Here is a 26,626-nt window from a genome sequence, read left to right as displayed (position 1 = left end):
TCCATTCGCTACTGTTTGTATGATTTATTCTGTGTTGGATGCCCATGAATCGGCGCTGCGCTCCATCCGCCGCGTCGTCACCGAAACCGCCCCGCCCACGCCGACCCCGGTGGCGGCTGCGGCACTCGTCAAGCAGTTGCAGGCTGGAAATGTGCTGGTTGTCACCGGCGCCGGGGTGTCTACCGACTCCGGCATTCCCGACTATCGGGGCCCGGGCGGCTCGCTCCGTCACCATCGCCCCATGACCTACCAGGAGTTTCGCGGCGACGACCACGCCCGCCGCCGCTATTGGGCCCGCTCCTACCTGGGGTGGCGGCACCTCGCGGGCGCCCAGCCTAACTATGTGCACCGCTGCTTATCGACGCTCGAAGCCACCGGCCACCTCACCGGGATCGTCACCCAAAACGTTGATGGCCTGCACCAGGCCGCCGGCAGCCGCACCGTGATTCCGCTGCACGGCGACCTCGCCACCGTTATCTGCCTGAGCTGCGGCGCCCGCGAGGACCGCCGCGAGTACGATGCGCGCATGACCATTGCCAACCCCGGATTTGCCGAGGCCATCACCCTCGACCCCGCCACCATTAACCCGGACGGCGACGTCCAGCTTGCCGACTCCGCCATTGATGGTTTTCACGTGGTCGGCTGCGCCCGCTGTGGCTCCGCCCTTATGAAGCCCGACGTGGTTTACTTCGGGGAGCCCGTACCCCGACCCAGAAAACAGCAGGTTGCCAACCTTATCGACCAATCCGACTCTGTGCTGGTGGTGGGCTCGTCCCTGGCGGTCATGAGTGGCATGCGCATCATTCTTGACGCGAAAAAGCAGCACAAGCAGGTGAGCGTCATGAACGGCGGGCCCGGCCGCGCCGATGATCGGGTCGACGTGCTGTGGCGCACGGATCTCGCCACTGCCTTCCGACAGATCATGCCGCAGCTGGTGTAAGCGGCCTATGCCAGGACAATTTTTCCAAAGGAAATAAAATAGAGAATTGTGACAATAAAAGAGTGTACGAAGAAGAATGTTATGGGAAAAATAGCCGTGCATAATGCCAAAACTACGCAGCGAACACTCCGCGATAATATGGCCAATATTCCCGGGATAATGCCCAAGGGAATGGTGTAAATAATGGCGGAAAATATCCCCTGCGGAAACAGCTGAAACGCCATGTGCCCAATGAGTGGGCAGAGCACTATGAGCACGGAGCACAGCCCCGATGCTATTTCGTACTGATTGCGTGGTCGGAAATATGTCGGGAAAAACTTCTGGGCGGGAGACATGACGGCCCTCCTAGATGTTGTGCTGGTCTGATGTTTCTAGCATAGCGTGTGGTGAATAGTCGCAGGGAGGCTGCGGGGGAAGTAGGACGAATGTGGGGTAGGTCCTGCCAAAGTCAGACAGGTTTCTTATTGCGTAGTACATATACTGGTGGGTGGTATTGAGTGGTGATGATTCATGGGTGTAGTTGATAGGAATTATGTATGGCCGCTTCGTCAGGTAAGAAATCCTCCAGGTCGAAAAAATCCCGGTCGTCATCCGCGAGGTCTTCCAAGTCTTCTAAATCCTCGCTGTGGCGTCAGATAAAAACCATTGGCATTAGCATTATCGTTGTCTATTGGTTGGCGTCGTGTTTCACGTTTGGGGTAAGTGATTTTGAAATTTTTGACGAGGGGCACTGGGTGACCGCGAAGGCCCGCGCCGAAAAGGTCGCTGCTTTCACCGCGGAGCACCCAGAGGCATTCATTATGGATGTGTGGGGTTTCGGAGATAGAACGAAGATAAATCCGGTGATAGCGGGTGCGGATAGTGACGTGCGGGTCTGGTGCATTAATTCGCATGAAGTCACGAAAACCCCTGCTGAGGCGGCGCAAAAACTCTGCAAAACCACAAAATCGGGGCCGACAACCATTGCCATTTATGGCGGGAACTTTGCCAACGTGGATTTTTCCACCAATACCTCGGGAAGCGGCAGTCTTGAACTGACGGTGCAGCAGTGGGGGAAGAATAAATATAAGGGCCTGGAAAAAATGTTTGCGGGATTCCACACGGTGGAATTTGCGGATAGTGCGGGCGTCCCAGATCTCAGCCAAGCCACCTCAATTGAACGGGTATTCGAATATGTTGAGTCGATTATCGGTGATTTAAATAAGTGGGATGTGAGTAATATTGAGAATTTTTCCTCCGCATTTCACGACTCGCAATTCAATGGTGATATTTCCAAATGGGATACTCGAAATGCCACCACAATGAGGGACATGTTTATGAGTGCCTTTTATTTTAATGGCGATATTTCCCGGTGGAATATTTCCAGGGTAACGGATATGCGAAGCATGTTTTTCCAAGCTGCGTCGTTTGATCAGAACCTGTCCCAATGGGATATAGCACAGTTGAAGTTGGCATATGATATGTTCGACGAGTCTGGGTTGTCTCCCAAGAATTTTACCGCCATGCTTGATGGCTGGGCCACTCGGCAGCCGCGGCAATATGTTCACATGGGCGCCCGGACGATTCATCATTGTGGGGATCGGCAGGTTGGACTGCAAAAGTTGCAAAAAGCTTATGGTTGGTCAATTCCAGACGAGGGTGCAACAACTGATTGTGATCCGTTCTGGATCAAAATGGTGGATAAGAATGCGTTTAAGTATCCCGTCGAATTGCCCACATCTGTGTTGTTCAAGGTCAATAAAAAACTGCAAGAGTCGTCCAGTGAATGCCAGATGTATGACGAAAAGAACCTGGTATTGGAATGCAGCATTTATAAGGCGGGTACGCATACTTTTTGGGTGGAGGATTCGGAAGCCAGGCAAATCACTACGGATATTCATGTGACCGAATACGTGGACTCCGACGACTAGCATGCTCTCGCTTGTCGACGCTACGTCCAAGCCTGGTGAGCCCTTTCACGTTTCCGGCAATGTGTCCGGTTCCCTTATTCCAAATGTTGAGGGTTTCGTACTGCCACCCATGGTCGGTGAGCAGGGGATGAATGTTCGCCCACCCGATTTCGGTATTCCACAACCAAAGTGTTGTGGCCAGTGTGGCCTTCGCGGACCACGCGGCGATGTGTGGCTCGTACCAGCGCGGCAGCTCCGCCGGGGTTCTGGGGTCCCCGGGGAAGCCGCCCACGCCGTAGGCCCCGTCGGAAATGATGGTGGTGGGGGTGTCCCAGGTGTCGTAGAAATCGAGGGCATCGCCGCAGGATAACCGCCATTCGCCGGTCACGACCGCTGGCCCCGGTAGACGATAAAGTGGCAGATCGGCCCGACGATGGGGACGCACAGGGCAATGATGACCCACACCGTTTTCATCTTCGGCGTCTCGGCAGAGCGGGACAATGCAAATAAAAACCCTATGAATAGCAGGATCGCCAACAACAGTCCGAACGAGAAAACCAGGTCGTAGAGCAGCATATTTGTCCTTTTTGATAGTAATTATACATAATTACCGCCGTCCTCGGCACCAAAACTCTATGCCGGTTACCCGGTGGCCGAACTGGACATGGCCCGCACCGATGCTGGCCTGGAAACCGCCGGGAAGGTCGATGTGACATGGCAAGACTTCGGCGTCGAACCACCCAACATGGGGTTCGGTTCCGTGGTAGGCGCTGGCAGCATCGAATTTTTCCGGAAATTCACCAAGTAGCAACCCCGAACATACGACTTCCCTAGTAGCATCATAAGAAACAGGGAAGGAGAACGATTCCGTGAGCGGGTTGACACCGGCGGCAGCCGTCGAAAAGCTCAAGCGACACTATGACACCGTGACAGCCATTGCACGCACCGCCATATACGAACCCCATAAATACCCGCAGGTAACCTACCCAAAACTTATAGTTGATATTCACAGCTGGCATCCCGTCGACCGCACCGAACCCTTTGGCTACGTCGAGGAAGCCGGAACCTACACCGCCTGCCTGAGTAAACCCGCGCTCATGGAACCCTACCTCGTCGAACAACTCGAACGGCTCGCGCGCAACTATGACTGCACCATTACCGTCGGCGATTCCGGCGTGCGCATCCCGCCCGAATTTATCGACGGGCTTGCCGGCGCGGTCGGTGCCAAACGCGCCCCCGAAATCCCCCGCCCCACGCTTGACGACGTCGACGACGCCATCATCGACGGCGACTGGGACGCCTTCCATGGGCCGGAAAAACCCCTCTTCCACTTCACCCCTCAACGGTTCGACATTGCCTGCGAACGCATCGAACACTACACCGGCCTTCCCGTGGAAACCGTGCAGAAATATATTCTCTTTACCAATTACGGCATGCACACCAATGAATTCCTGCGCTACGGGCTTGCCGAACTGCACACCGATAGCCGCTACACCGCACTCGTGCTTGCCGACGGCCGAACCATCACCAAAGCCCAGGCCGCCACCATGGACATCAGCGCCCTCACCATGGAATCCCACTACCAAATGCCCAGGTACGACCTGATTTCACCCGGTAACCGGGGGATTACCATGATTAATATTGGGGTCGGGCCCTCCAATGCGAAAACCATCACCGACTGCCTGGCCGTGCTGCGGCCCGACCTGTGGATCATGATTGGCCACTGCGCCGGCCTCGACGGCCGCATGCGCATGGGCGACCTTATCTTAGGAAACGCCTATCAACGGAGCGATCATTTGCTCGACACGCATATCCCCACGGAGTTTCCCATCCCGGCCGTTCCCGAGGTCCAGCGGGCCCTGGAATCCGGGGTCGCCGAGGTCTATGGCGCCGACCTGTCCCTCATGCGCACCGGCACCGTCATCTCCACCGACGACCGCAATTGGGAATGGCACACCCCCAAGGCCCTGTGGGAGTGGTTGCGCTGCTCCACCGCCATTGCCTGCGACATGGAATCCGCCACCCTGGCCGCCAACGGCTATCGGTATCGAATCCCCTATGGTACGTTATTGAGTGTTTCCGACCTGCCGTTGCACGCGGTTCCTAAACTTCCCGCAGCCGCACAAGCTTTCTATTCATCCTCCAAGGAGGCGCACGTGATGTGCGCCGTGCGAGCCGTAGAAAACCTCGCCGAATCCCCGCACCGATTGCGCACCAGAAAACTGCGGCGCACCGTTGCTGAAGTCCCATTCAGGTAATCACTAATCCCAAGGATCCCATAATGAAACGCCCCCTTACTCGTGTCGTCCTCGCTGTCTGTATTCCAGTTGGCCTGCTGCTTTCTGCCTGCGGCTTTGGTGGTTTTACTCATTCAAACACCACCGATGTCCCCGCGCCGGCCGATGCCGCTGGCGCCACAGACAGTCCAGCCGCCACCGAAACATCCCCACCGCCGCAGCTTATTGCCACCGACCGCACCGGGGTTGCCGCCGTGCAGAAGCTCGTGAATAAGGCCGACACCGTCGTGGTGGCCTCGAAAACAAATTCGGGCGCCGGTGCACAAAAAGCCAAAGAATTGCAGGCGCCCCTGCTCATTGATGACGGCACCAACACCGACGCCATCGCCACCGAAATCAAACGGTTGAAGGCCAAAGAAGAACGAGTGGCGGACGCGGACCCCGGCGCGTCCGCGGCGCCGAGCGCCCCGAGCACGTCGGGCGCACCCACTTCCGCCCCGGCTGCCGCTGGCCCCACCGTGGCCCAACTGTTGGACGGCTACACCCCCGGCGGCGACGCCACGATCGCCCTGGTCACCGACACCACCGACGCCCCCAGCGTGCTGGCGGCCATGGCGGGCGGCCTCACCGTTGAGCGGCTCGCCGCCGCTGACCCCCGCGCCAGCGTGAGCCTCATGGCGAAGAAACCCGCCACCTACTATGCCCTCGGCGCCGACTTCGGGACGGAGTCCGACTTCGCCACCCGCCTAGAGCTTGCGGATGCCGGCCCAGTGCCCAGCGGTAAAACCGGGCTGGTATTCCCAGGCAGGCGCATTATTGCCCTCTACGGTCACCCCTCTGGGCCGGCCCTGGGCGTCATGGGGGAGCAGCCGCCGCAGGAGGCGGTGAAACGGGTCAATGATTTGGTTCGCCAATACCAGGAGCTCACCCCGGACACACCCACCGTGCCGGCGTTTGAGGTCATTGCCACCGTGGCGTCTTCTTCCCCCGGGGACGACGGCGACTATTCGAACGAAGGTACGGTTGAGGAGCTGCGACCCTATGTGGAGGCCATCGGCAAGGCCGGCGGGTTTGCCGTCCTCGACCTCCAGCCCGGCCGGGCCAGCTTTTTAAGCCAGGCACAGCGCTACCAGGAGCTGCTCGCCCTGCCCTATGTGGGTTTGGCATTAGACCCGGAGTGGAAGATCGGGCCGGACGAGAAACCATTGGGCCGGGTCGGCAACACCACCGCCGCCGAGGTGAATGAGGTGTCGGCCTGGTTGGCGGATTTCACAAAAACCAAGAAGCTGCCCCAAAAAATATTCATCATGCACCAGTTCCAGTTGCAAATGATCCGTAATCGGGAACAGCTCAACCTTAACCACCCGGAGTTGTCGTTTGTGCTGCATGCTGATGGTCATGGTGACGCCCACGACAAAATGGCCACGTGGGACAAGATGCGGGAAGGGCTTCAGCCGCAGATCTTCATGGCGTGGAAGAATTTCATTGATGAAGACACACCTATGTTCGATCCTCGCCAGACGCTTGGTGTGCAACCAACCCCCTGGTTCATCAGCTACCAGTAGCGTTATCGCTAGCCCCCATTCCGGCGGTGGTGTTAGATTTTGGATAAGATGAACCTCCACAAGCGGGAAGGATATTATGAAATTTCTACGGATTGCCGCCATTCTTACCACTGTGAGCCTGGTGCTCACTGGTTGTTCGAAGTCTGCCGACGAACCCAAGGCGGGCGGCGGTAAGGCGTCGCAAAGCGGCAAGGGCACATCGGCGGCCCCCGGGGCGATCACCATTAAGCATGCGTTCGGCGAGACCGTGATTAATAAAAAACCGGAGCGGATTGCGGCCGTGGCGTGGGGAAACCAGGAGGTGCCGTTGGCGCTTGGGGTGGTGCCGGTGGGCATGCAATACGTGTCGTGGGGGAGCGACACGACCGGCATGCTGCCGTGGGTGGCGGACAAGGTGAAGGAACTCGGCGGCGAACCCCCGAAGCTGTTTGAGGAGACCGACTCTATCCCGTTTGACCAGATTGCTGACACTCACCCGGATGTGATTCTGGCCGCCTACTCCGGTATGAGCCAGGACGACTACAACAAGCTGAGCGCTATCGCCCCCACGGTGGCTTACCCCGACAAACCATGGGGAACATCTATGGAACAAATGATCGAAATGAACGCTACTGCCATGGGCAAGGAGGCCGAGGGCAAGAAGCTTGCCGCCGACCTGAAGAAGCAGATTCAAGCCTCGGTAGCGAAGCATGCCGCCCTCAAGGGTAAGAAGGTGCTGTTTACCGCGTTCGGCCCGCAGAACAGCTTTAATAAGCTGGGCTTTTACCGTTCCAGCGACCCGCGTGCCGGCTTCCTCTACGATTCCGTGGGCATGGGGATACCCAATGTGGTGGCGGAGGAATCCAAAAAATCCGGCAACGACGCCTGGGTGGAAGTATCCGCCGAGGACCCCACGGTCTTTGACGACATTGACATGATCGTCGCCTACGGTATGGACAGCGACGAGGCCAACCAGGAATGGTTGGGGAAGCTGCAAAAAGATCCCCTGCTCGGCAAGATTAAAGCCATTAAGCAGGGGAAGGTGGCGTTTTTAGACAACGGCGCGGTGGGGGCCGTGGCCAACCCGTCGCCGCTATCCATCCCGTGGGGGTTGGATAAATATTTGGATGTGGTGGAATCCGCGGCGACGAGCTAACCCGCTAACCGGCCGTTGCGGGTTGCGGTGCCACTAGCTTGTCGACGGCTTCGGCGCCGGTGGGTGCCTCGTCGAACGCCGAATGGCCGTGCTCGGCAGCATCCCACACGTCCTGGTCCAGGATGCCTTCCCGCTTCGCCACAATGACCGCCACCAGGTTTTGACCGGTCACATTCACGGCGGTGCGACCCATGTCGATGATCGGCTCGACCGCCAGGAGCAGTCCCACGCCGGACAGCGGCAGCCCCAACGTGGAAAGCGTGAGCGTGAGCATCACCGTGGCGCCGGTGGTGCCGGCGGTGGCCGCCGAACCAAACACCGACACCAGGATAATCAGCAGGTAGTGGGTGATAGTCAGGTCCACATGGTAGAAGTTGGCCACGAAAATAGCGGCAATAGCCGGGAACACCGCGGCGCACCCATCCATTTTGGTGGTCGCCCCCAGCGGCAGGGCGAACGAAGCATAGGCGGGCGGCACACCCATGGACTGTTCGGCCACCCGCTGGTTGACGGGCATCACCCCCATGGAGGAGCGGGTGACAAACCCCAGCGACGTGACCGGCCAAACCCGCCTGAAGAAGCCCAGCACTGGGATGCGATGATACGCCAGGATCGCCGGGTAAATGCCGAAAATGACGACGGCCAACCCCAGGTAGATGGCGAGCACAAAGCTGGCGAGTGACCCAATGGCTTCCCACCCGTAGGCTGCCACGGCGTTACCCAATAGGGCGGCGGTGCCGATGGGGGCGAGCCGAATGATCCACCACAACACCACCTGCACGATTTTCAGCAGGGATTCGGTGAACCGCAGGAATGGGTCGGCGGCCTTGCCCGCCTTGAGTGCGGCAATGCCGATGGCCATGGAGATCACAATGAGTTGCAGCGCATTGAAATCCAGGGCGACGGAACCATTCTTCAACTTGGCGCCCAACCCCAAAATATTGCTGGGAATAACGGAGTTCAAGAACCCGAGCCACGACCCGGTGGTGGCAGGCTCCTGGGCGGCGCTGGCATCCACACCGGCGCCCACGCCCGGCTGGATGAGGATTCCGAGAATAATAGCTGAGCTCACGGCGAGGAATGCGGTGACGGCAAACCATATGAGGGTGTGTGCGGCCAGCCGAGCAGCATTGGTGACCTGCCTCAGGTTAGCGATCGACGTCACCACGGCGGTGAATATCAGCGGCGCTATCATCACCTTGAGTAGCTGCACATAGGTATCGCCCAGCCAGGACAGTGTGCCACCCAACCAGCCTATATTGCGCGCAATGAGCCCGAGGATGATACCGGCAATGAGGCCAATGGTGATCTGCACCCCAAAATTGCCGAGTTTCTTACCCACAGTGTTGTCTCCTTTTCTTAGACTAATCTGTCTAGTGATAATAGTCATACAACACTTGCAGTCCCAAATCATCTGGCCATATTTTTATTCATACCTAGCTTTACGACGCAGGCAGCCCACCTCGCGGTGGGCTGCCCGTATCCAGTAGGGGTTTTAGCTGATCCCCATGCCGCCAGCAACATCAATGATCGTGCCCGTCACATAGGACGACCGGGCGCTGGCCAGGAACGTCACCACATCCGCCAACTCCTGCGGCTGACCGATCCGACCCAGGGGAATATCCGCATCCACAGTATCCTGGAAAAACTCCGCCAAGGTCGCGCCGGGGGCGCGCTTGTCCCGAATATTGGCCCACTGTGGGGTTTCGATCACCCCAATGTTGACACCATTGACCAGGATGCCGGCCGGCGCCAACTCGACCGCCCACGCCTTGGTGAGGTTCACGCCGGCCGCCCGGTGCACGGACGTGGAGAAAAACGCCGGGGAGGGGGAGTGCGCGTAGACGGAACCAATGGTGATGATGCGGGCCTGGTCGCTCTGCTTCAGGTAGGGCAGTGCGGCCCGAATCGTTCGCTGCCACGACAACACCTTGATATTGAAGTCGGCCTGGAATGCCTCATCGGTGATGGATTCGCCCGTCCCAGGGTGCGCCCCACCAGCATTATTGACCAGAATATCCACGCCGCCGAGGGCGGTGGCGGCATCCTTGATAAATTGTTCCACCTGCTCGGCGTCGGTGACGTCGGCAACGAAACCGTGGGCAGTGCCGGCGCCCCGAGCATTCAACTCGGATTCCACCGCTGCCACCTCGTCGGCTTTGCGGGCGCAAAACGCGACGTTGGCCCCGGCGTCGATAAGCGACGTGACCGTGGCAAGCCCCAGCCCTTTACTACCACCGGTCACAATGGCGCGCCGATTAGTAAGACCAAGATCCATAAGAACTCCTCAAATTTTATAGGAAAGCATCATCAATGGGGACTTGCAGCCCTTGAACCAGCCGGTTCGTCTTTGCCGCCACCCCAATGACCGCATGGAGTTCAGCGAACTGCGCATCCGTAAGCCCCAGGTTACGCGCGGCCGCGGTGTGGGATCGGATGCAATAATTGCAGCCCTGCGCCACCGACACCGCAATATAGATGAGCTGCTTGGTGAGCACATCGAGTTCGCCATCCGCACCGAGGACGCCTTTCACCTCTGCCCAGGTTTGCTCCAGCAGTGGCGGATCGTTAGCCAACACTCGCCAAATATTATTCACGAAATCGGTATTGCGGGTGGCACGAATATCGGCGAATACCGCCGCGGCCCGTTCGGATAGCTCATCGTCACGTAACACCGGCAGTAATGGATCAGGTTGTGACACTGACATCAGAAACTCCTTTTCAGCAGGGATAATCAGGGAAATCTAGCGGGGGACGATGGCGAACACCCGGGCGGGGAACCCGGTGCCGTCTTTCGGCTTCGGCCAGGTGGCGCAGATCAGGGCGCCGGTTTCGGGAACCTCGGAAAGGTTATTAAGCAGCTCAATCTGCCACCGGTCCTGCTGCAACCAATATAATTCGCAGGCGAAACTGCCGGCATCAATGGACGAACCGGGATCCGTGTCGGTGGTTTCATGCCCAATGGCCACCACACCTCGCTCATGCCGCAAAAACTCCAGCGCTTCAAGCGACCAGCCCGGGCAGTTGCGTTTACCCTCGGCGTCAATGCCGTAAAGATCATCCGTGACCCACCGCTTCGACCAGTCGGTCCGTAGCGCCACAAACGCCCCCTCGGGAATGCGGCCGTTGCGGGCCTCCCAATCCTTGATGTGATCCACGGTCACCGCAAGATTATGGAACTCCTCCGCCTCCTTGTGCAGGTCCAGCACCGCCAGCGGCAGGATCATTTCCTCCACCGGCAGCTCGTCGAGCGTGCGCGCCCCCTCCACGAAGTGAATGGGCGGGTCGACGTGGGTGCCCCACTGGCCCACAATGCTATAGCGATCCACTTCGAAACCCTGTTCGGCAACGGTGAAGAGCCTTGTGGTTACCTGGTCTTCTAACATGCTGAATTTGGGTTGGCCAGGGTAGAAAGAATGGGTGAGATCAACATAGCGGTAATCATTGCGCAGGCTGGTGGCTATATCCCAGAGCTTATGGTTCGACATGCGTATCCTTACGGCACTTATGGTAACGGTCTAAAAATTTTAGACTAAGCTGTCTGCAAGCTTGTCTGTAGAACAGGGTAGCGATACGCACGCGGATTGGCAACCGGCCACGATGGCTGGAGTTTTACGTTTGTTGATTGTGGGTCTTGGCGCCTTGGCACAGAAAAAGAAAAGCTCCCCAGGGGATAAATCTTGGGGAGTTAAAGGATGTGAAGCAGCTTGCGCCTGCCGCAGCCCTGTGACTCAAAAGTCACGGTCACAAGCCAGACTCTTCCTTCCCACAAAAACTGCGAAAATTTAGCGTCCTTGCTTCCAAAGACTATTCTAGTCAAAGTGACGAAAAAATCAAGTTTTGGTCTTCACGACCACAATGCCTTTCTTTCCGAAATCGCACCAAGTGAAACGGTGGTCTATCTTGATGAAACCCTCCAGATTCACCCTTAGTATCTCTAAGTAAGCTTCAATGGTCGCATTAACAACGATAGTCGGTCCAGCAAGCTTCTCCAGGAGTATGGCTCTAGAACTGGGGACTGCTTAACACAAAAAGAAAAGCTCCCCAAGGGATTAACCTCGGGGAGCTAAAGAATATGAAGCAGCTTGCGCCTGCCGCAGCCCTGTGACTCAAAAGTCACGGTCACAAGCCAGGCCCCCTCTTGATGCATCTTGGCAACAATCAAGCGCCCTTGCTTCCGAAGCTTATTATATCATAGCACTGTAAATATAACAAGACACGTCAAGACGGAGACGAAATGAGAACATCACGACCATCATCAGCAGCATTATCGTCACACCTTGATTTTTTATCCAAGCTAGGGAGCAATGAGAGCGTGGTCTATCTCGATGAAACCTTTCGTCGTGAAGGAGATCACAACGAACATGGTTTCTATTCTGTTTGTGGTGTTGTTCTTCAAGGCCAGCATATTTTTACCATGCAGGATGATCTTCGTGAGATCGTCGGTGGTAACTATTGGCATGCCACAGAAGCTCTCCGTGATGGCCGTACGGATGTGTTCCTAGACATGCTAGAACACATGCGTTCTCATCCCACCATGAATATTATCGTCGCTACTACCAACGTGGATGGTTCCGACGAGCAAGCAATGGAAAAGGCTCGGCATCAGGTTCTCTCTGAGCTTCTTATTGATCTCACGAACGCTGATAAGTCTTTCCGGGGAGCCATCCTTGAAAAGAGAGAGCAAAGTCGCAAAGACAACTCTGATCGAGCTCTGGTAAAAAAACTTCAGAATTCTAAACTGCTCTCCCCGGCGATGGCCTTTAAACTAATTTCACCGCAGATTGATCGTAACTTGTGGTTGCCAGATACAGCTGCTATGGCCTACCGTCGTACTATCACTCATCCCTATAATGAAACCTCACAATGGTTTGGTGACTATCTGCAGAAGTTTTCCCACGTCACCGTCCTAAATGAAAATACCAATCCTGATCCTCGTGTGTTGCCGATCATGTCGGAAAGAATGAAAAAGATCCAGAATGATCCGCAAGCTCCAGAACGTTACAATCAGGCACCTGAAGCCAAGGGCCCTTTGGGGTTTTTAATGCAGCAACAAGCGAAAATGCCTCTTGCGCAACTTATTGAACAGCAACTCAATCGCGCGACTCCAGATAACGCACAAAGTGAGACCAGTTCGAATAATGAGCTGGGTAACACTGATCATCAATCTCCTACCTTATAGGGGGATGCTTCCCAAGAGGAAAATCAATTACTGAAAGATCATTCCATGTTCATTGCTTTCCTCATAGGCCAGGGTTGAATCTTCTTGTTTGGTGGCATATGTGGCGATCTGGATATCAATTTGCTCTGTTGGAGATACCGTGGATGTTCCCACACCTTCCTCAAAAGCCATAATGGCTTCTGTATCCATACCTGCCAACCGCATATCATCAATGAGCTCAGATGGAGACATGGCCATCAGTACGTGGCTGTCACCGCTAACAATAACTTCGTCAATAGCTCCTGCAAGATTATCTAGAGTATTGTTGGTAAGCCATACAATGTGTTCTGCTAGAAAATCAAATCTTGGTGTTGCCAAACCACCTTCGCCTGCTACCTCCTCCCCATGCCATGTATCAAGTGATTTCTTGAATCCACGAGACTGAAGTTCCTGTTTAAACGTATTTTGCTCTTGGCAAGACCAGTGATAAACTGCCGCTCCTGCGAACGCAGACATGGCTAGCCGACCGGTACTCATTCGTGCATATGATAATGGTCCGGGAATCCGTGTGCGCGGATAAACGCGTACTGCTATTTGATCGTTGGCTACACGTGCTTCCATTTGGCGAACCCTTCGCAGGATCCTGGCCAGGGTCTGATCAATTTCTTGCATAGTGGAGTAGCTGTGGGATGTCATGGTTGAACCTCCTAATTTTTCTGGTCTTTCATGGGTGCTGACGGCAGAGGGATAGTGGGTGTATCTTCACGACGGCAGTCTGCAAATACACTGGAATCAGCCATCAATTGGCGCATATGGTAATCCGCGTGGTTGCGCAGAAAAGTCTCCAGGAATGTCGCAGGTTCATCAACTCTGAGAAATTCATAGCGTCGCCAGAGGCTATCAAGTCTGGCCACTGCCTCCGGGTGGGCCCACCAATGGGCTGACCATTTTACCGATCGGATCCTGGATCCAGCAGATCCATACATTGGCAAAATCAAACAGTCAACAAACTCATAGACGGAAGGGAATTGTGGCTCAGGGACGCTCATTACTTTGCTCCTAACAGGACTTTCATCTATTTTCAATGATGTTTAAAGTGTACCAATGAATGCGCCTGTATTCATATTCCCCACTGTGCATCTTATGGCTAGAAGCTTATTCAGTGTCCTCAAACACGATTAGTATTTGTAAGTAAGGAAGATCGAGTTAGATAGCATGTTCTTTCTGATCTTCTACCTGTTGGCGTAGATGGATTTTCCCAGCAGCTGAATAAACTTCAAGGTCTTTCGGTTGTGGTGGGGGTGGGAGCACTATGTCAAGGATGTTGAGTACGTTGTTGATGGCTCTGGAGATAGTGGGTTGGGATGTGCCAAAAACATTGGCTAGGGTTTGTTGCCGCAGGTTTTCTTGCAGGTAGAGCATGGTGATTTGCACGCTGGTGAGCACTCCGAGGCTTGGTGGGCAATGGTGCGGGATGTTTGCTAGGGTGAGGAGATTATCCGTGGTGAGTGCTAGGATCAGCGGTGCGGGGTCGATAGGATATTTTGTTTGATTTCACACTTCTACAAGTACACTACCGGCCTCGTTTTCTTGTTCTTTTGGGGGTGATCGTTCACCAGGGTGGCGGGGTCGTAATTTCAAACACTTGAATAGGCTTTTTAGTATCTAAGTAAGCTTCAATGGTCGCATTAACAATGATAGTCGGTTCAGCAAGCTTCTCCAGGAGTATGGCTCTAGAACTGGGGACTGCTTAACACAAAAAGAAAAGCTCCCCAAGGGATTAACCTCGGGGAGCTAAAGAATATGAAGCAGCTTGCGCCTGCCGTAGCCCTGTGACTCAAAAGTCACGGTCACAAGCCAGACTCTTCCTTCCCGCAAAAACTGCGAAAATTTAGCGTCCTTGCTTCCAAAGACTATTCTAGTCAAAGTGACGAAAAAATCAAGTTTTGGTCTTCACGACCACAATGCTTTTCTTTCCGAAATCGCACCAAGTGAAACAGTGGTCTATCTCGATGAAACCTTCCAGCAACCTGCACCACAATTTCCTAACAGTTTCTATTCTGTTTGTGGTGTTGTTCTTCAAGGCCAGCATATTTTTACCATGCAGGATGATCTTCGTGAGATCGTCGGTGGTAACTATTGGCATGCCACAGAAGCTCTCCGTGATGGCCGTACGGATGTGTTCCTAGACATGCTAGAACACATGCGTTCTCATCCCACCATGAATATTATCGTCGCTACTACCAACGTGGATGGTTCCGACGAGCAAGCAATGGAAAAGGCTCGGCATCAGGTTCTCTCTGAGCTTCTTATTGATCTCACGAACGCTGATAAGTCTTTCCGGGGAGCCATAATGGAGCAACGAGATAACCGTAGAAAGAATAATTCAGACGACGCATTTATTCGTAACCTCCGCCTTGAAGAAAAAATTTCCCCGGCGATGGCCTTTAAACTAATTTCACCGCAGATTGATCGTAACTTGTGGTTGCCAGATACAGCTGCTATGGCCTACCGTCGTACTATCACTCATCCCTATAATGAAACCTCACAATGGTTTGGTGACTATCTGCAGAAGTTTTCCCACGTCACCGTCCTAAATGAAAATACCAATCCTGATCCTCGTGTGTTGCCGATCATGTCGGAAAGAATGAAAAAGATCCAGAATGATCCGCAAGCTCCAGAACGTTACAATCAGGCACCTGAAGCCAAGGGCCCTTTGGGGTTTTTAATGCAGCAACAAGCGAAAATGCCTCTTGCGCAACTTATTGAACAGCAACTCAATCGCGCGACTCCAGATAACGCACAAAGTGAGACCAGTTCGAATAATGAGCTGGGTAACACTGATCATCAATCTCCTACCTTATAGGGGGATGCTTCCCAAGAGAAAGAAGTTTATTCAGTGTCCCCACATATGACTAGTTTCTTTAAGTAAGGAAGACCAAGCTAGATAGCATGTTCTTTCCGATTTTCTACCTGTTTGTGTAGATGAGTATTCCCAGCAGTTGAATAAGCTTTCTAGTAGATGTCTAGCACATTATTGCTTTTGTACCGCGTGAAATTTTTGGGGTCTTTTACAAACATTGATCGTGGGTGGCTAAGGGAGACGAATTTTTAAAGACCAGGCGAGCGCGTAACGATCGTGTGGTAGCACTAGTAGTGGCACGCTAAAACGTCACAACGCTAAAGGCTGTCTATAGTAGCAGTAAATGGTTTTATAGATTCTCCCTATACCTTTTTCTTCAAGCAAATGTTATACTCTTCTCCTTATTCACCCTTAGTATCTAAGTAAGCTTCAATAGCCGCATTAACAACGATAGTCGGTCCAGCAAGCTTCTCCAGGAGTATGGCTCTAGAACTGGGTTGCTCAACACGAATAAAAGCTCCCCAGGGGATGAATCTTGGGGAGTTAAAGAATGTGAAGCAGCTTGCGCCTGCCGCAGCCCTGTGACTCAAAAGTCACGGTCACAAGCCAGGCCCCCTCTTGATGCATCTTGGCAACAATCAAGCGCCCTTGCTTCTGAGAGTGATTCTAGTCAAAGTGACGAAATAATCAAGTATGAAGCCTGGAGTGGGTGGTGCCGCCCAGGCTTTATTGAACGAAGACAGTAGGCATGAATGCGACTGTGTCCCAATTGTAGTGCGAGTTATGTGTTGTCCTTCTTCACTATTCGATGTGTGACTGCTACAGCATAGGGTACTGGGAAAAGGAGATAGAAAGGGATTTTGAGGTAGGGCTCTACGTCTTCGAGTTCTAGCACACGCTCTAACTGGCTGCCTTTCAAGATGAATTCTGACCAGCCCCAGATAACAATTTGGGTTCCTAACCAAATCAGTAACAGGACCAGGAAAAACCGGAGTGATTTCATTTTATGGACTACAATTTCCTTTTGCTGAAACAGTGTTGAAGCGATGAGCGCCGACTGCAAGCTGGCATAGCCGACCAACTTGTCCACACCTATACCTTGTGCTTTCAAGGCCTAAAGTTCCGGGCTATACCAATTATAGTTACATCCTAACCGTGGGTAACCTGAGCAAGAGAAAGCAAGGCGGATGACATGCTCTTTCCGATTTGCTATTTGTTGGTGCAGGTGAATTGTCCCAGCAGATGGGTAAACTTCCAGGTACTAACTCCTTTGGAGAAACTATGTCATCAGAAAAATATAGGCGATATCGAGGCGAATATTTATGTTTGGTTACGGTTTTCCGCAAGAGCTCCAAGATGCAATTGATGCTGCCACCGCCAAGTTTGGGCCCATAGAATGCGCTAAAAAATTTTTGTTTTACTTCATGACTGAAAGTGGTGTGCATGATGGTGAAGTATGGGATTGCCTGGCAGAACTTTCGGAATCATCCTATAGTGATCCCCAATATATAGCGAAAGTTGAGCAACTAACCGATAAATATAGTGAAGATGCGTACTCGGATGAAAGGCGCGAACCAGCAGAGATTACGCTGGTAGTACACATTTCCGTTATGGAAGGTATTTATGATGGGTTAAAATCACCTATTGAAGAGTTTCCCTATAATGCCTGTTATGATGCGGTAAATGACGATTGGGATTTTGATAGGATAACTGAAAGTATTCAAAAATTATAAACCATCAAGTGCGGGCCTCAATAACCTGCTTATGCTTTTCGAAGTCGGGTGGGAGCATATGATCCATCCAACTTTCCACGATAACTTTTACTCTTTGACATCGTTTTATTTCTCCAATGTAAAGCTATCTAATTGGGGTATGCCGCCAAAACGTCCTTCAAGATAGCTTTTGCGAATATCCTCATCATGCATGATGCCACGGTATTCTGGTAGTCCAATGAGGGTGGATTCGCCATCAATCGATTTATCTGTGATCCAGATTTCATCCCGACGAAGAAGCTCGTTGCAATCCATGAGTAATAAATCATGTGTGGTGAAAATTAGTTGTGCACGTGTACGATTCGTGCAGGTATCCAGAAATCCTTGGATAAGAGCTTTGGCTAATTGTGTGTGGAGGCTATTATCCAATTCATCCACTAATAATATGAGGTCACCGGGCGATCTTGCAGCTATCCATAACAATGGTAGCAACATGATTATTTTTCGAGTGCCCTGTGATTCCTGATGCCAATCGAGAAAGTATTCATGATCTTGACTACCACGGTGGCGAAAACGGACATATTTAACTTCAGGGTTTCCTTTCCCACTGTGGTCGCCATGAGAGACGGCATAGAGTTTTCCATTTTTGGTGCGAAACTCTCCCATCTGCATGTCGATGGAAGTACTCAAATCCAACTCCTCTTGATCAAATGGCTGTTCCTCCATGGTAAGAGGCGTGAAATCTAGACCAGTGACACCAGTATCTAGAGTGCTAAGGATGGTGTTAAGGCTGTCATTATCGTAAAACCCGGGAAGATGCCGGTTTCAAGTGAATTGGATGAAACCCAAAATGTTCTTTCTAGAAAGTGATAGACAGAATTAATTTCTGTGTATTTTTCGTTATTACTGAGGATTTTAGCTATTCGACCAGTAAGGGTGTCTTTTTCAGATAATGTTTTAGCTATTTCGGTAAGTAAGATGTCGTTGTCCCATGTACTACCGAATTCCGTGCCATCTACAGTTCGTTCGAAATAGAGTTTTTCTTGGTCTGCGGTCAGTAATGCTAAATATTCTTCGATCACATAGCCATTGCGAATAGCTAAAAAATATGAATACATTTTTTCATCAAGCATAAAAACCAACTTGAATAATGTTGGTTCATCTTGCATAGATGGATCGAGGGCAAAAGTACATCGTCGTTGCCAAATCGTTGGTTTGTCTCCCAGGATTGTAGAAGCTAATCGGGATAATGACTCAAAAATAGTGCTTTTACCTGAAGAATTGGGCCCATAGATGGCGGCTACAGGATTAACTGACATGTGATAAGGGGACTCAAATCGAGGTATACGTCCACAGAAGCTGTCGTCTTCTGTGGACTTCATGTTGAGCGAAATGGGCTGTTTGTAGGGCCCAAAGTTGGCAACCTGATATTCGACCAACATGATGCGTTTCCTTCCACGTTGCGTTGATATCCGTTATACGGAAGTTTACGGAAAAGTCTTTCCATATGCACATAGGTGCCTATAGGTGATACGCATGAAAAATATGCTTTTTACAGGTATTATTGGTGAGAATCCCGCAGTTCTGATCAATCGAGAGCAGGCCCCTGGTATAGGGATGTCTCTTTTCAACAAAGACGGTGGCGAGAAATATCGTTGTTGCACTTGCGCCGTCCTTCGCTGTTACAGGTTTACTACTTTAAGTGACGTCGCAAAGCGAAAAATCAACACGAGAGACAACACAGTCAGTAAAAAAGTCCGCTCTTTGAATCAAGTCTGCACTGAACCACTGAATTCATCTCCAGAAGGCCATGTCTTCAGCCGCCAAAGCCAAGCCGGAGCGAAAAGAATACCTATAATCGCCACTAACATAGCTATCCCCAGGGAAAAGACAGTGGCAAGAACTCCTCCGAGCAAAAATCCCGGAACCTCACCTCCAAGCGCAACTGTACGTTCTGTAGCCGCTATACTGCCCACCATAGAATCAGGCGAACATTGCTGTCTTGCTGTGTTAAATAACACAATGCATAACACCATACAGAAGCCGAAGATGTACTCACCCAGCCCAACTAAACCAATTCGCAAGTTGTTTGAACCGCTATATTGCGCAAAGAGCATTAAAGAGATACTCAGAGACGGAAGAGCAATAGAGATCGCATAAAGAATCTTTGCATTCTTCGAACAGAACGACGTGCTTGCAGCCACGGCTCCGCTAAGACCCCCAACCGCACCGGCTATCCCGACGATAGATAACGCCCAGGGCTTGAAGTCCAGTATCTGCACGCAAAAGACGACAAACACGGCCTGAAAAATCGAGCTAAAAAAATTAAAGTGGAAAGAGGTAAGAGTGAGCTTTTTTAAAAAGCTATTACCGAATATATATTTGAGCCCACTTAAAGTTGATTCTTCCCCCTTCCAACCGACAGGTTCAACAGCACTTTCCCGGTCGGATGAAACAACATCGTTGTCCTTTTTTTGACGACTCAGAACAAGCCAAAGACGAAAAGAAAGAAACAGGGCGAGGCCGAAGCTTAACGCACCAATCGCCATCGTCTCCGCGAAAGTCAATAGAGTTAATGCAACACCACCTAGCGCAATTCCCCCTAGCTCAGAAATTACTCCAGAACTGCGAAGAAGCGAATTTACCCTATTAAGGGATTTGGTGCCGCGCCCGACGACAGCCACCACCGTGGAGTTGACACCGGCCTCATTCATCAAACTTGACACGCCGAGGATAAATAGGCAAACGAACAGAATTGAGAAAGATGGTCGCGTAAAAAGAAAAACAGCGACCGAAATGCAGGCAATCAGCCGAAGAAAATTTGCGATTGTTATTGCCCTAACACCCGGCAAACGGTCTATAGATCCCGCTACCACAAGACCAAAGACCAATGCCGCGGCAGACTCCATCAGATTGAGACAGGCAACCTGCATTGGTGTGGCTTGGAACATTTCGAGAGCAATCAGCGGAACAGCGAATACTGCAACTTGCATTCCTATTGCGCCCCATAATTCAGCACCAGCTAGCACTAATACGGGGCTCAACGACCATTTCTTACTGCTATTTATTACCAAAGTAGACCGCCATAGTATCATTCTCAAGATTGACTAAAGTTCTGCTCTACCTGATGATAATGGCCGCCCGCTAAATGCATTAATTAAAGCCACAGTTCCAGGCATCATACAGGAAAAGGTCAGCCCAAATCCTAGTTTCGATTGTCTTCCGTCAACTCAATACAGTGGCATCTATGTGAGCCAGTTTTCCCCCGGGTATGGTGGCAATGTCTCCAGCATTGTGCGTGACCACTCATGCCATAAAACCTTATCTTTGCCCGTCATACTCACAACCCGTATGCCGTCTTCCCCGAAATGCTTAAACACTTCCGCGTTTTTCATATCGGTTGTGTATACCTTGCCATCTGTTTTATCAACAATACAATTATAGGGTGGTATAGGCCAATCCTGAAACAAAATCGCCACCACCAAAAACTGTGTAGGTGACTCAAACCCCCACGTATCAAGCAATGTTAATGGGCGATCCAAATCCTTCCTGGCAGCCACCGCCTTACGGGCATCATCCAACGACTTAATAGGGGTAGAAAATGTAATAGCAGGTGGGTGAAAATCAGGTATCCCTGTTTCGTTATCTAATTCCGCGAAGCTGTCTTGTATCCGCTCCTCATCCCAACACAACCCCTTCACGTTGTCGCAAATATCATAAGGCAATTGTGATATGGGATATTCTGAACTATATAAAACACTGATGAGCACATCGTTCTTCGTAAAGCATCTGATGCTCTCCTCTTCAGTGCCTGCTGAATCTTCGTCTACGATTTTCGCGTACTTCGCATAAATCTGCTCAACTTTGCGAAAATATACAGGGTCCTCAAAAGAAGATTCCGACAACTCCATCACGCACTGCCATGCATCACCATAGGTTACGCCGTTTTCCCGCATATAGTGAAACAAAAACCGCTTCGACAACTCCAACGGACCATACTTAGCCACCCCGGCTTCGATAGCGGCGTTCAGCTCGGGAGAAAAACCAGAATACATAGTCGACAGCTTTCTATCATGAAGATTATTTGGGCTTATTGATAAGAGACTGAACCGACTACCTAGCCTTTCGGGTACGGTGGTAGTGCTTCTAGTCGCTTCCGTGACTACTCATAAGCATTGGGCAGGCACACGACCTTTTCTACCAGTCCCTCATCCCATATAACCTTTCGTATCGAACTTGTTTTCTATTTCTCGGTGGAAAAATTACCCGTACCATTCCGATGCTTCCCGAAGCCTATCCCGGTGCATTACCCCGACAGGTGGTGAATCGGAATACCGTTCTCAAAAGCAAGCATATATTGCGGCGGCCAATAAGCTTCGCTTTCTAGTTGCCGGTGGCGCGCTGGATGAGGTCCGCCGGGCCGGTCTGCCACACCGGGGTCATGGTCATGGCGGTGATCCGCCACCCGGCGTCGTTAAGCAGCCGAAACTCATAATCGCCGCCCAGTGTCCAAGTTTCACCAGCATACTGGTGTGTCGCAATAAACGACGCGGTCACGGTCGCCGCATTCCCGCTGGCGGTGACCAGATGGTTGCCCACCAAATGCTGGTGCGCGTCCAACGCCGTAAACAGGGGCTGCCACATGGACACAATATCGGTGGGCGTGAGCGTTGCCGGCTCACCATAATCAAGCAGCACCTCCTTACCCAAAACCTTGGGGAGCGCGTCCCAATCGTGGTGGTCGACCGCCCAAAACAGGCGGGTGATGGCGTGAATAATGTCGTTACTCATGGGTTTTGCTCCTATAGTGTGTGCCGGAAGTGCTCAACAACCGCGGCAACCGCCGGGTCGACCTGTGCCGGCTGGTCATAAAAGTCCAATTGGGTTCCCGGCAGCCAGTCAATATGTTTCGGGCCGGGGAGCGCATCGAAAAATAATTGCGCACCATCGGGTACCGCGCCGTCGCGGGAATGAACCATGTGCACCGGGACGGTGACCTTCGAGGCGGAGTCGATGGGGTTGAACGTCAGCCACGGCTCCCACGACATGACAGCGATTTGCTTATCCCATTCGGGAATGTCCCCTCGCTGCGGGTCCAGGTAATAATCAAACGGTCCGAACATAGCTGCGGATTCGTCGGTGGTGGAAATGGCAGGAATGTAGCTCACCTCCCCGGTTTCCGCGTAGCGGGCCGCCGCGGCACGCGACATGTCGATGCGATCCGAAACGCCGGCCTCCCCACCATAATATGGGGCAACAAGCTCCCGGTTGTGCAGCCAAGGCGCCACCAGGGCGAGGGAACAAACCCGCTGATCATCGGCAGCATTCACCGCCTGGTAGCCGGCGGATGCGCAAATCCCCAACGCCCCAATCCGGGTATACCCTTGGGAAGCTGCGAACGAGACGGCGGCGTGAATGTCTTCGACCTTCCGCGCGGGATTCTCCCAACACCGGGGGTTACCCTCGCTCTGCCCGAAACCCCGGAAATCGAACACCAGTGTGGTTAGTCCCGCCGCGGCTAGTCGACGCGCATAAAAGTCGGCCTGCTGCTCCTTCACGGTGGTCCACGACCCGGTGACAATGACGATTGTGGTAGCGCTCTCAGTATCCTGGCCCTGCGGTTGGTGCAGATCACCAACCAAAACATCAGATCCACTAGGAAACCGAACGCGGGTGGTAGTAAAAATCATGCCCCCAGCCTAAAGCGGCTGGTAGGCGGTGTCTAATACTTTTTGCTATAGCGAAAAAGCATCACCGGATGCGTCGCCCATGATCCGGGCCGCGTGGGCAATGATGCTGCGGTCATCCGCCGCCCGCCACAGAAACGCCAGCCGGGCCGGCGGCAAATCCACCACCGGCAGAAAACACAACCCCTCCCGGCCATACAGCTGGGCATTCCCCGCCGCCAACAACACCGACCCACGGCCGGCGGCGACATTCTCCAGGGCGGCATCTGCGGTCGTCGACAAGCAAGAAACGGTGGCCGGGCAGGTATCGTCGCGGGCGTGCTCCGCCAACCAAAACGAACGCAGCACGCCAGCCTCGGCGGGCAGAGCCACCAGGGCCTCCTGCGCAATATCCGCAAACACCACCTCAGGGCGTGTGGCCAGCCGGTGGTCGCTGCTCACCGCAAGCATGATCGGCTCCTCCGCCACCACCACATGGGCGCACTGCGGGTCCGTAGTTGCCCCCAACCAGGCGAAACCCGCATCGCACTCTTTCGTGCCCACCCCAGCCAGTGGATCCGACCACGGAATATTCCGGGCCTCCAGCTGCCACCCCACCTCCCGCAACCCGGCGGCCAACCGGCCGGTCAACCCGCGACCGACACCGGTCTGCAACCCCACAATCAGCGTCGATGCATGCAACTTGCCCAGCCGGGCCAGCTCGACACCGGTCTCGTCCCACTCCGCCAGCAGCATGCGGGCCCGCCCAAGCAAATACTCCCCCGCGGGCGTCAGCCGCACCAACCGGTGGTCGCGCTCCAATAACCGCGCCTGCACCATGGTCTCCAGCCGGGCAATCTGCCGAGACAACACCGGCTGACTGACGAATAAACGTTCGGCAGCCTTGCGGAAATGAAGCTCCTCGGCCACCGCAATAAAATAGCGAAGATCCCGCACGTGAACATCCATAACGCCCAGTATAGGGTCAGGATGGTTCACGGTGCGGGAAACCGAAAATAGTCGAATCTACTTGCGAACAAACACGCTCTTGGTCTTGGCCAGCAACGCATCCCGACGCTCTTTCGAAGAGATTGCGTGGATGCCAATGGGGGCCACGGAAATCAAAATGATGATGACCGAAATGATCTCGATGCTAAAGCCCATGTCATGAAGCTTTTGGCCGATATAGTAGCCGGCATAGGTGAACAGAGCGGTCCACAAGAACCCGCCCAGCAGGTTATAGATAAAGAACGTGTGGTAGTGCATCTTGGAAACCCCGGCAACAATCGGGGTGAAGGTACGCACAACAGGAACAAACCGGGCGAGCACAATGGCCTTGGAACCGTGTTTTTCAAAGAACGCTTCCGCCTGAATGAGATACTTCTGCTTAAACAGCTTCGAATTCGGGCGCTCAAACAGCTTCCTACCCACGCGGGCACCAAAACTGTAGCCCACGTTATCGCCCAAAACCGCGGCAAGAAACAGGAATAGCACCAGAAGATGAATATTGAGAGCAAAGGTGCCCTGTTGCGTTAAGAAGCCTGAGAGAAACAGGAGGCTATCACCAGGCAGGAAGAATCCGACGAGCAGCCCGGATTCAGCGAAGATTACAGCAATAACGGCGAATATCCCGAGGTGGACGATATATTGCGCCAAGGCTTCCATCATGTTCGTGTTCCTTATATAGAAAGTAGATTCTGTAGCATCGGTTGCCAGTCTTGTAGAGTGTACCTAACTTCCTCCTAGGTGGCACTTATCCCCCCTGGTGATAGTGGGGCATCAGGGGGCTGCCAAGAGGCCACCACGTGGTCAGCACACTTCCTATTTTTCGGGTGTTCGTGCTGCGTGGCGCGGGTATCCGCCAAAATTCCCAAGAGGACTTATCCCCGCCACCTTATGGGTGATACGAGGGTACCGCAGGCATGACCACCATGGGGTACCTTTGACGTTTCGTTACCACGCCTGATTGCTCATTCGAATGAAAAACTGCATATTTTGCGGGCCCATCACGTAGGCATGCCGTGCTGGCATTGTGCTGCCCGGAACCCTAAGCCTAGAGCCCTGCGCCAGGAATCATGCTGTTAAGCTGGGTGGATACCCCTTGCGGGCGGAAACCGTGGGATGGTTAGGGATCCAAAACCGTAACGGGGCGTCGGCATTCTTACTGATGCCGATCCTGGGGCCAACCACAATCTCCGGCTCGGCCACCCGATCAATAAACCCCAATTGGGCACTGAAAATACTGACCCCATTCAAGCCCAAGTCCACCCCCAGGGCGGCCCCAAAATTCCCGGGGCCCTGCGCCAGCCGGTACAGCGGCCGTAGGCCGCGCCGGTCCAGCGCCCGGGGAATGCCATGGATGACCTCGCCGGCCCGCAGCAAGCATCCCTGACCATCCCCCTCCGGGGCGCACACAATATTACAAGCCAAATGGATGCCATAGGATCGGTACACATAAAGCCGCCCGGCCGGGCCAAACATGGCTCTATTCTGGTTCGTCATACCCCGGTAGGTGTGGGCGGCCGGGTCGGTGGCACCCAGATAGGCCTCAACCTCGGTGATCCGTATTGTCACATCGCCATGGCTGAGCGCTGTCCCTAACAGCTGTGGTGCAACAATGTCGGCCGGCTGCGTGAAATCAATCATCACCTTATTACTTTAGGGCGGGATTCCTGCGGGCGAAAACCGGCGGCCGACACCATTAACCCAACAGCCTCGGGAATAAAAAGCGTAAAGTTTGGCGTTAGGGGTGTGTAAGGGCCCCGGCCGGCAGGCCATACGTTTCCGTGACATGTTGTATAGCGGCCACCCTGCCGGCAACCACAGCCCAGAACAGTAAAACCTATATCTTCAAGGAAGTGCACGTATATGACGCTTAATGTGAACGATGCCATTAAAACCCGGCGGGCCACCCGGAAATACACCGATCAAGAGGTCACCGATGAGGTGCTGGACCGGGTGGTGAATCTTGCGTTGGAGGCCCCCAGCGCCTTTAATGTGCAGCGCGCCGACCTGGTGGTAGTGCGAGACCAGGCGGTCAAGGACGCCATTTTCGCCGCCTCCGGCCAGGCACAACACCGAGACGCCCCAGTGGTATTGGTCACCATCGCCCGCACCGGCAAGCCCACCGACCTGGTCGAGATCCTGGGCCCCGACCGGGCCGGCTATGTCGAAAAGTTTTTCGGTGGTTTAGATGCTGCCCAACTGCGGGAGACCGCGCTGAAAGACGCCATGCTGGTGTCCGGATTTGCCCTGTTGGCGGCGCAGAACGAGGGGCTGGGTACGTCGCCCACCACCGGCTGGGATGAGGCCGGGGTACTCAAGGCCGTGGGCCTGGAGGGCAGCACCGACCATGGTGTCGCCATGGTGATTTCGCTCGGGTATCCGGCGGAACATCCAGCTCACCCGGGTCGCCAGGCGAACCGTCGCGTCAACGACACCTACTAATTGCGGGCGCC

General features: G+C 53.4%; 29 protein-coding genes. 10 read left to right on the top strand and 19 right to left on the bottom strand.

Annotated elements, in window-relative coordinates:
- Positions 1-19: 19 nt before the first annotated feature.
- Both HBA49_RS11655 and HBA49_RS11650 read left to right on the top strand, forming a co-directional pair.
- Positions 20-940, top strand: coding sequence for a Sir2 family NAD-dependent protein deacetylase (locus tag HBA49_RS11655; protein ID WP_040432166.1), 921 nt, complete (start codon positions 20-22; stop codon positions 938-940).
- A gap of 536 nt (positions 941-1,476) precedes the next feature.
- Positions 1,477-2,850 carry a BspA family leucine-rich repeat surface protein gene (locus HBA49_RS11650; protein WP_005526778.1) on the top strand — a complete coding sequence of 458 codons (1,374 nt, stop codon included), beginning with the start codon at positions 1,477-1,479 and terminating at the stop codon, positions 2,848-2,850.
- Here HBA49_RS11650 and HBA49_RS11645 read toward each other — a convergent pair.
- Positions 2,807-3,217, bottom strand: a complete 411-nt coding sequence (locus tag HBA49_RS11645) for a hypothetical protein (protein WP_005526920.1) — start codon at positions 3,215-3,217, stop codon at positions 2,807-2,809. The genes HBA49_RS11650 and HBA49_RS11645 overlap by 44 nt on opposite strands.
- Entirely contained in the window at positions 3,214-3,405 is a 192-nt protein-coding gene (locus HBA49_RS11640) for a PLDc N-terminal domain-containing protein (protein WP_005526893.1), read from the bottom strand. The genes HBA49_RS11645 and HBA49_RS11640 overlap by 4 nt, the downstream gene beginning before the upstream one ends.
- 73 nt (positions 3,406-3,478) lie before the next feature.
- On the opposite strand from HBA49_RS11640, the gene HBA49_RS11635 reads away from it, so the two are divergent.
- The 4 genes from HBA49_RS11635 to HBA49_RS11620 all read left to right on the top strand — a co-directional run bounded on the left by HBA49_RS11635 (position 3,479) and on the right by HBA49_RS11620 (position 7,766).
- Complete coding sequence (locus HBA49_RS11635; RefSeq protein WP_005520445.1) at positions 3,479-3,637, top strand: hypothetical protein; 159 nt, start codon at positions 3,479-3,481, stop codon at positions 3,635-3,637.
- A 61-nt stretch (positions 3,638-3,698) separates the two neighbouring features.
- Positions 3,699-5,087 (top strand): AMP nucleosidase, encoded by a 1,389-nt coding sequence (gene amn, locus HBA49_RS11630; RefSeq protein WP_005526910.1) that lies wholly within the window; start codon positions 3,699-3,701, stop codon positions 5,085-5,087.
- A gap of 23 nt (positions 5,088-5,110) precedes the next feature.
- Positions 5,111-6,631: a hypothetical protein gene (locus HBA49_RS11625; RefSeq protein ID WP_005526651.1), complete on the top strand. Its 1,521-nt coding sequence runs from the start codon at positions 5,111-5,113 to the stop codon at positions 6,629-6,631.
- Between the two features lie 76 nt (positions 6,632-6,707).
- Positions 6,708-7,766: an iron-siderophore ABC transporter substrate-binding protein gene (locus tag HBA49_RS11620; protein WP_005526775.1), complete on the top strand. Its 1,059-nt coding sequence runs from the start codon at positions 6,708-6,710 to the stop codon at positions 7,764-7,766.
- 4 nt (positions 7,767-7,770) lie between these two features.
- On the opposite strand, the gene HBA49_RS11615 is transcribed toward HBA49_RS11620, so the two are convergent.
- The 4 genes from HBA49_RS11615 to HBA49_RS11600 form a co-directional block, all read right to left on the bottom strand.
- Positions 7,771-9,156 (bottom strand): dicarboxylate/amino acid:cation symporter, encoded by a 1,386-nt coding sequence (locus HBA49_RS11615; protein ID WP_040432169.1) that lies wholly within the window; start codon positions 9,154-9,156, stop codon positions 7,771-7,773.
- A 105-nt stretch (positions 9,157-9,261) separates the two neighbouring features.
- On the bottom strand, positions 9,262-10,044 hold the full coding sequence (locus HBA49_RS11610) for an SDR family NAD(P)-dependent oxidoreductase (RefSeq protein ID WP_005520452.1): 783 nt from the start codon (positions 10,042-10,044) through the stop codon (positions 9,262-9,264).
- Between the two features lie 16 nt (positions 10,045-10,060).
- The gene (locus tag HBA49_RS11605) at positions 10,061-10,474 is read right to left on the bottom strand and encodes a carboxymuconolactone decarboxylase family protein (RefSeq protein ID WP_005526916.1); all 414 of its coding nucleotides are present in this window, start codon (positions 10,472-10,474) and stop codon (positions 10,061-10,063) included.
- Positions 10,475-10,510: 36 nt separating this feature from the next.
- Positions 10,511-11,254, bottom strand: coding sequence for a cyclase family protein (locus tag HBA49_RS11600; protein WP_005526883.1), 744 nt, complete (start codon positions 11,252-11,254; stop codon positions 10,511-10,513).
- An 827-nt stretch (positions 11,255-12,081) separates the two neighbouring features.
- On the opposite strand from HBA49_RS11600, the gene HBA49_RS11595 reads away from it, so the two are divergent.
- Entirely contained in the window at positions 12,082-12,948 is an 867-nt protein-coding gene (locus HBA49_RS11595; RefSeq protein ID WP_146743655.1) for a hypothetical protein, read from the top strand.
- 27 nt (positions 12,949-12,975) lie between these two features.
- Here HBA49_RS11595 and HBA49_RS11590 read toward each other — a convergent pair whose 3' ends face one another.
- The 3 genes from HBA49_RS11590 to HBA49_RS13050 form a co-directional block, all read right to left on the bottom strand.
- Positions 12,976-13,464, bottom strand: coding sequence for a hypothetical protein (locus HBA49_RS11590; RefSeq protein ID WP_151505559.1), 489 nt, complete (start codon positions 13,462-13,464; stop codon positions 12,976-12,978).
- Positions 13,465-13,634: 170 nt separating this feature from the next.
- On the bottom strand, positions 13,635-13,976 hold the full coding sequence (locus tag HBA49_RS13255) for a DUF4913 domain-containing protein (RefSeq protein WP_081455651.1): 342 nt from the start codon (positions 13,974-13,976) through the stop codon (positions 13,635-13,637).
- A gap of 157 nt (positions 13,977-14,133) precedes the next feature.
- Positions 14,134-14,373 (bottom strand): transposase family protein, encoded by a 240-nt coding sequence (locus HBA49_RS13050; RefSeq protein ID WP_040431206.1) that lies wholly within the window; start codon positions 14,371-14,373, stop codon positions 14,134-14,136.
- A 481-nt stretch (positions 14,374-14,854) separates the two neighbouring features.
- Here HBA49_RS13050 and HBA49_RS11575 point away from each other — a divergent pair, with 481 nt between their 5' ends.
- The gene (locus tag HBA49_RS11575) at positions 14,855-15,793 is read left to right on the top strand and encodes a hypothetical protein (protein WP_146743654.1); all 939 of its coding nucleotides are present in this window, start codon (positions 14,855-14,857) and stop codon (positions 15,791-15,793) included.
- Between the two features lie 778 nt (positions 15,794-16,571).
- On the opposite strand, the gene HBA49_RS11570 is transcribed toward HBA49_RS11575, so the two are convergent.
- Positions 16,572-16,880 (bottom strand): hypothetical protein, encoded by a 309-nt coding sequence (locus HBA49_RS11570; RefSeq protein ID WP_005524059.1) that lies wholly within the window; start codon positions 16,878-16,880, stop codon positions 16,572-16,574.
- A 232-nt stretch (positions 16,881-17,112) separates the two neighbouring features.
- On the opposite strand from HBA49_RS11570, the gene HBA49_RS11565 reads away from it, so the two are divergent.
- Entirely contained in the window at positions 17,113-17,523 is a 411-nt protein-coding gene (locus HBA49_RS11565; protein WP_005523986.1) for a hypothetical protein, read from the top strand.
- Positions 17,524-17,628: 105 nt separating this feature from the next.
- Here HBA49_RS11565 and HBA49_RS11560 read toward each other — a convergent pair whose 3' ends face one another.
- The 9 genes from HBA49_RS11560 to HBA49_RS11520 form a co-directional block, all read right to left on the bottom strand.
- Positions 17,629-18,228, bottom strand: coding sequence for an AAA family ATPase (locus HBA49_RS11560; protein WP_005524319.1), 600 nt, complete (start codon positions 18,226-18,228; stop codon positions 17,629-17,631).
- A 38-nt stretch (positions 18,229-18,266) separates the two neighbouring features.
- On the bottom strand, positions 18,267-18,944 hold the full coding sequence (locus HBA49_RS11555) for an AAA family ATPase (protein ID WP_005524450.1): 678 nt from the start codon (positions 18,942-18,944) through the stop codon (positions 18,267-18,269).
- A 327-nt stretch (positions 18,945-19,271) separates the two neighbouring features.
- Positions 19,272-20,495: an MFS transporter gene (locus tag HBA49_RS11550; protein WP_112767114.1), complete on the bottom strand. Its 1,224-nt coding sequence runs from the start codon at positions 20,493-20,495 to the stop codon at positions 19,272-19,274.
- A 252-nt stretch (positions 20,496-20,747) separates the two neighbouring features.
- Entirely contained in the window at positions 20,748-21,557 is an 810-nt protein-coding gene (locus HBA49_RS11545) for a hypothetical protein (protein WP_005524683.1), read from the bottom strand.
- Positions 21,558-21,885: 328 nt separating this feature from the next.
- Complete coding sequence (locus HBA49_RS11540) at positions 21,886-22,293, bottom strand: nuclear transport factor 2 family protein (RefSeq protein ID WP_005524425.1); 408 nt, start codon at positions 22,291-22,293, stop codon at positions 21,886-21,888.
- Between the two features lie 11 nt (positions 22,294-22,304).
- Entirely contained in the window at positions 22,305-23,192 is an 888-nt protein-coding gene (locus tag HBA49_RS11535) for an alpha/beta hydrolase (protein WP_005524430.1), read from the bottom strand.
- Between the two features lie 45 nt (positions 23,193-23,237).
- Positions 23,238-24,137, bottom strand: coding sequence for a LysR family transcriptional regulator (locus HBA49_RS11530; RefSeq protein WP_005524548.1), 900 nt, complete (start codon positions 24,135-24,137; stop codon positions 23,238-23,240).
- A gap of 57 nt (positions 24,138-24,194) precedes the next feature.
- Complete coding sequence (locus tag HBA49_RS11525) at positions 24,195-24,836, bottom strand: DedA family protein (RefSeq protein WP_005524439.1); 642 nt, start codon at positions 24,834-24,836, stop codon at positions 24,195-24,197.
- Between the two features lie 405 nt (positions 24,837-25,241).
- Complete coding sequence (locus HBA49_RS11520; protein ID WP_005524531.1) at positions 25,242-25,814, bottom strand: DNA-3-methyladenine glycosylase; 573 nt, start codon at positions 25,812-25,814, stop codon at positions 25,242-25,244.
- Positions 25,815-26,036: 222 nt separating this feature from the next.
- Between HBA49_RS11520 and HBA49_RS11515 the strand changes: the two genes are divergently transcribed.
- Entirely contained in the window at positions 26,037-26,615 is a 579-nt protein-coding gene (locus tag HBA49_RS11515; protein WP_005524107.1) for a nitroreductase family protein, read from the top strand.
- The last annotated feature ends 11 nt before the right edge of the window (positions 26,616-26,626 follow it).

Source organism: Corynebacterium matruchotii, assembly GCF_011612265.2.
GTDB classification, from domain to species: domain Bacteria; phylum Actinomycetota; class Actinomycetes; order Mycobacteriales; family Mycobacteriaceae; genus Corynebacterium; species Corynebacterium matruchotii.
The sequence above is the reverse complement of the archived record's forward strand: the minus strand, read 5'-3'. Positions and strand labels throughout refer to the sequence as shown.

Excerpts from the sequence above, each read along its gene's own strand:
- HBA49_RS11655 (WP_040432166.1), top strand. The coding sequence starts at position 20 with ATGATTTATTCTGTGTTGGATGCCCATGAATCGGCGCTGCGCTCCATC.
- HBA49_RS11650 (WP_005526778.1), top strand. The coding sequence starts at position 1,477 with ATGGCCGCTTCGTCAGGTAAGAAATCCTCCAGGTCGAAAAAATCCCGG.
- HBA49_RS11640 (WP_005526893.1), bottom strand. The coding sequence starts at position 3,405 with ATGCTGCTCTACGACCTGGTTTTCTCGTTCGGACTGTTGTTGGCGATC.
- HBA49_RS11625 (WP_005526651.1), top strand. The coding sequence starts at position 5,111 with ATGAAACGCCCCCTTACTCGTGTCGTCCTCGCTGTCTGTATTCCAGTT.
- HBA49_RS11620 (WP_005526775.1), top strand. The coding sequence starts at position 6,708 with ATGAAATTTCTACGGATTGCCGCCATTCTTACCACTGTGAGCCTGGTG.
- HBA49_RS11615 (WP_040432169.1), bottom strand. The coding sequence starts at position 9,156 with ATGACTATTATCACTAGACAGATTAGTCTAAGAAAAGGAGACAACACT.
- HBA49_RS11610 (WP_005520452.1), bottom strand. The coding sequence starts at position 10,044 with ATGGATCTTGGTCTTACTAATCGGCGCGCCATTGTGACCGGTGGTAGT.
- HBA49_RS11605 (WP_005526916.1), bottom strand. The coding sequence starts at position 10,474 with ATGTCAGTGTCACAACCTGATCCATTACTGCCGGTGTTACGTGACGAT.
- HBA49_RS11600 (WP_005526883.1), bottom strand. The coding sequence starts at position 11,254 with ATGTCGAACCATAAGCTCTGGGATATAGCCACCAGCCTGCGCAATGAT.
- HBA49_RS11590 (WP_151505559.1), bottom strand. The coding sequence starts at position 13,464 with ATGAGTACCGGTCGGCTAGCCATGTCTGCGTTCGCAGGAGCGGCAGTT.
- HBA49_RS13255 (WP_081455651.1), bottom strand. The coding sequence starts at position 13,976 with ATGAGCGTCCCTGAGCCACAATTCCCTTCCGTCTATGAGTTTGTTGAC.
- HBA49_RS11565 (WP_005523986.1), top strand. The coding sequence starts at position 17,113 with ATGTTTGGTTACGGTTTTCCGCAAGAGCTCCAAGATGCAATTGATGCT.
- HBA49_RS11560 (WP_005524319.1), bottom strand. The coding sequence starts at position 18,228 with ATGGAGGAACAGCCATTTGATCAAGAGGAGTTGGATTTGAGTACTTCC.
- HBA49_RS11555 (WP_005524450.1), bottom strand. The coding sequence starts at position 18,944 with ATGTTGGTCGAATATCAGGTTGCCAACTTTGGGCCCTACAAACAGCCC.
- HBA49_RS11550 (WP_112767114.1), bottom strand. The coding sequence starts at position 20,495 with ATGCAAGTTGCAGTATTCGCTGTTCCGCTGATTGCTCTCGAAATGTTC.
- HBA49_RS11545 (WP_005524683.1), bottom strand. The coding sequence starts at position 21,557 with ATGTATTCTGGTTTTTCTCCCGAGCTGAACGCCGCTATCGAAGCCGGG.
- HBA49_RS11540 (WP_005524425.1), bottom strand. The coding sequence starts at position 22,293 with ATGAGTAACGACATTATTCACGCCATCACCCGCCTGTTTTGGGCGGTC.
- HBA49_RS11535 (WP_005524430.1), bottom strand. The coding sequence starts at position 23,192 with ATGATTTTTACTACCACCCGCGTTCGGTTTCCTAGTGGATCTGATGTT.
- HBA49_RS11530 (WP_005524548.1), bottom strand. The coding sequence starts at position 24,137 with ATGGATGTTCACGTGCGGGATCTTCGCTATTTTATTGCGGTGGCCGAG.
- HBA49_RS11525 (WP_005524439.1), bottom strand. The coding sequence starts at position 24,836 with ATGATGGAAGCCTTGGCGCAATATATCGTCCACCTCGGGATATTCGCC.
- HBA49_RS11520 (WP_005524531.1), bottom strand. The coding sequence starts at position 25,814 with ATGATTGATTTCACGCAGCCGGCCGACATTGTTGCACCACAGCTGTTA.
- HBA49_RS11515 (WP_005524107.1), top strand. The coding sequence starts at position 26,037 with ATGACGCTTAATGTGAACGATGCCATTAAAACCCGGCGGGCCACCCGG.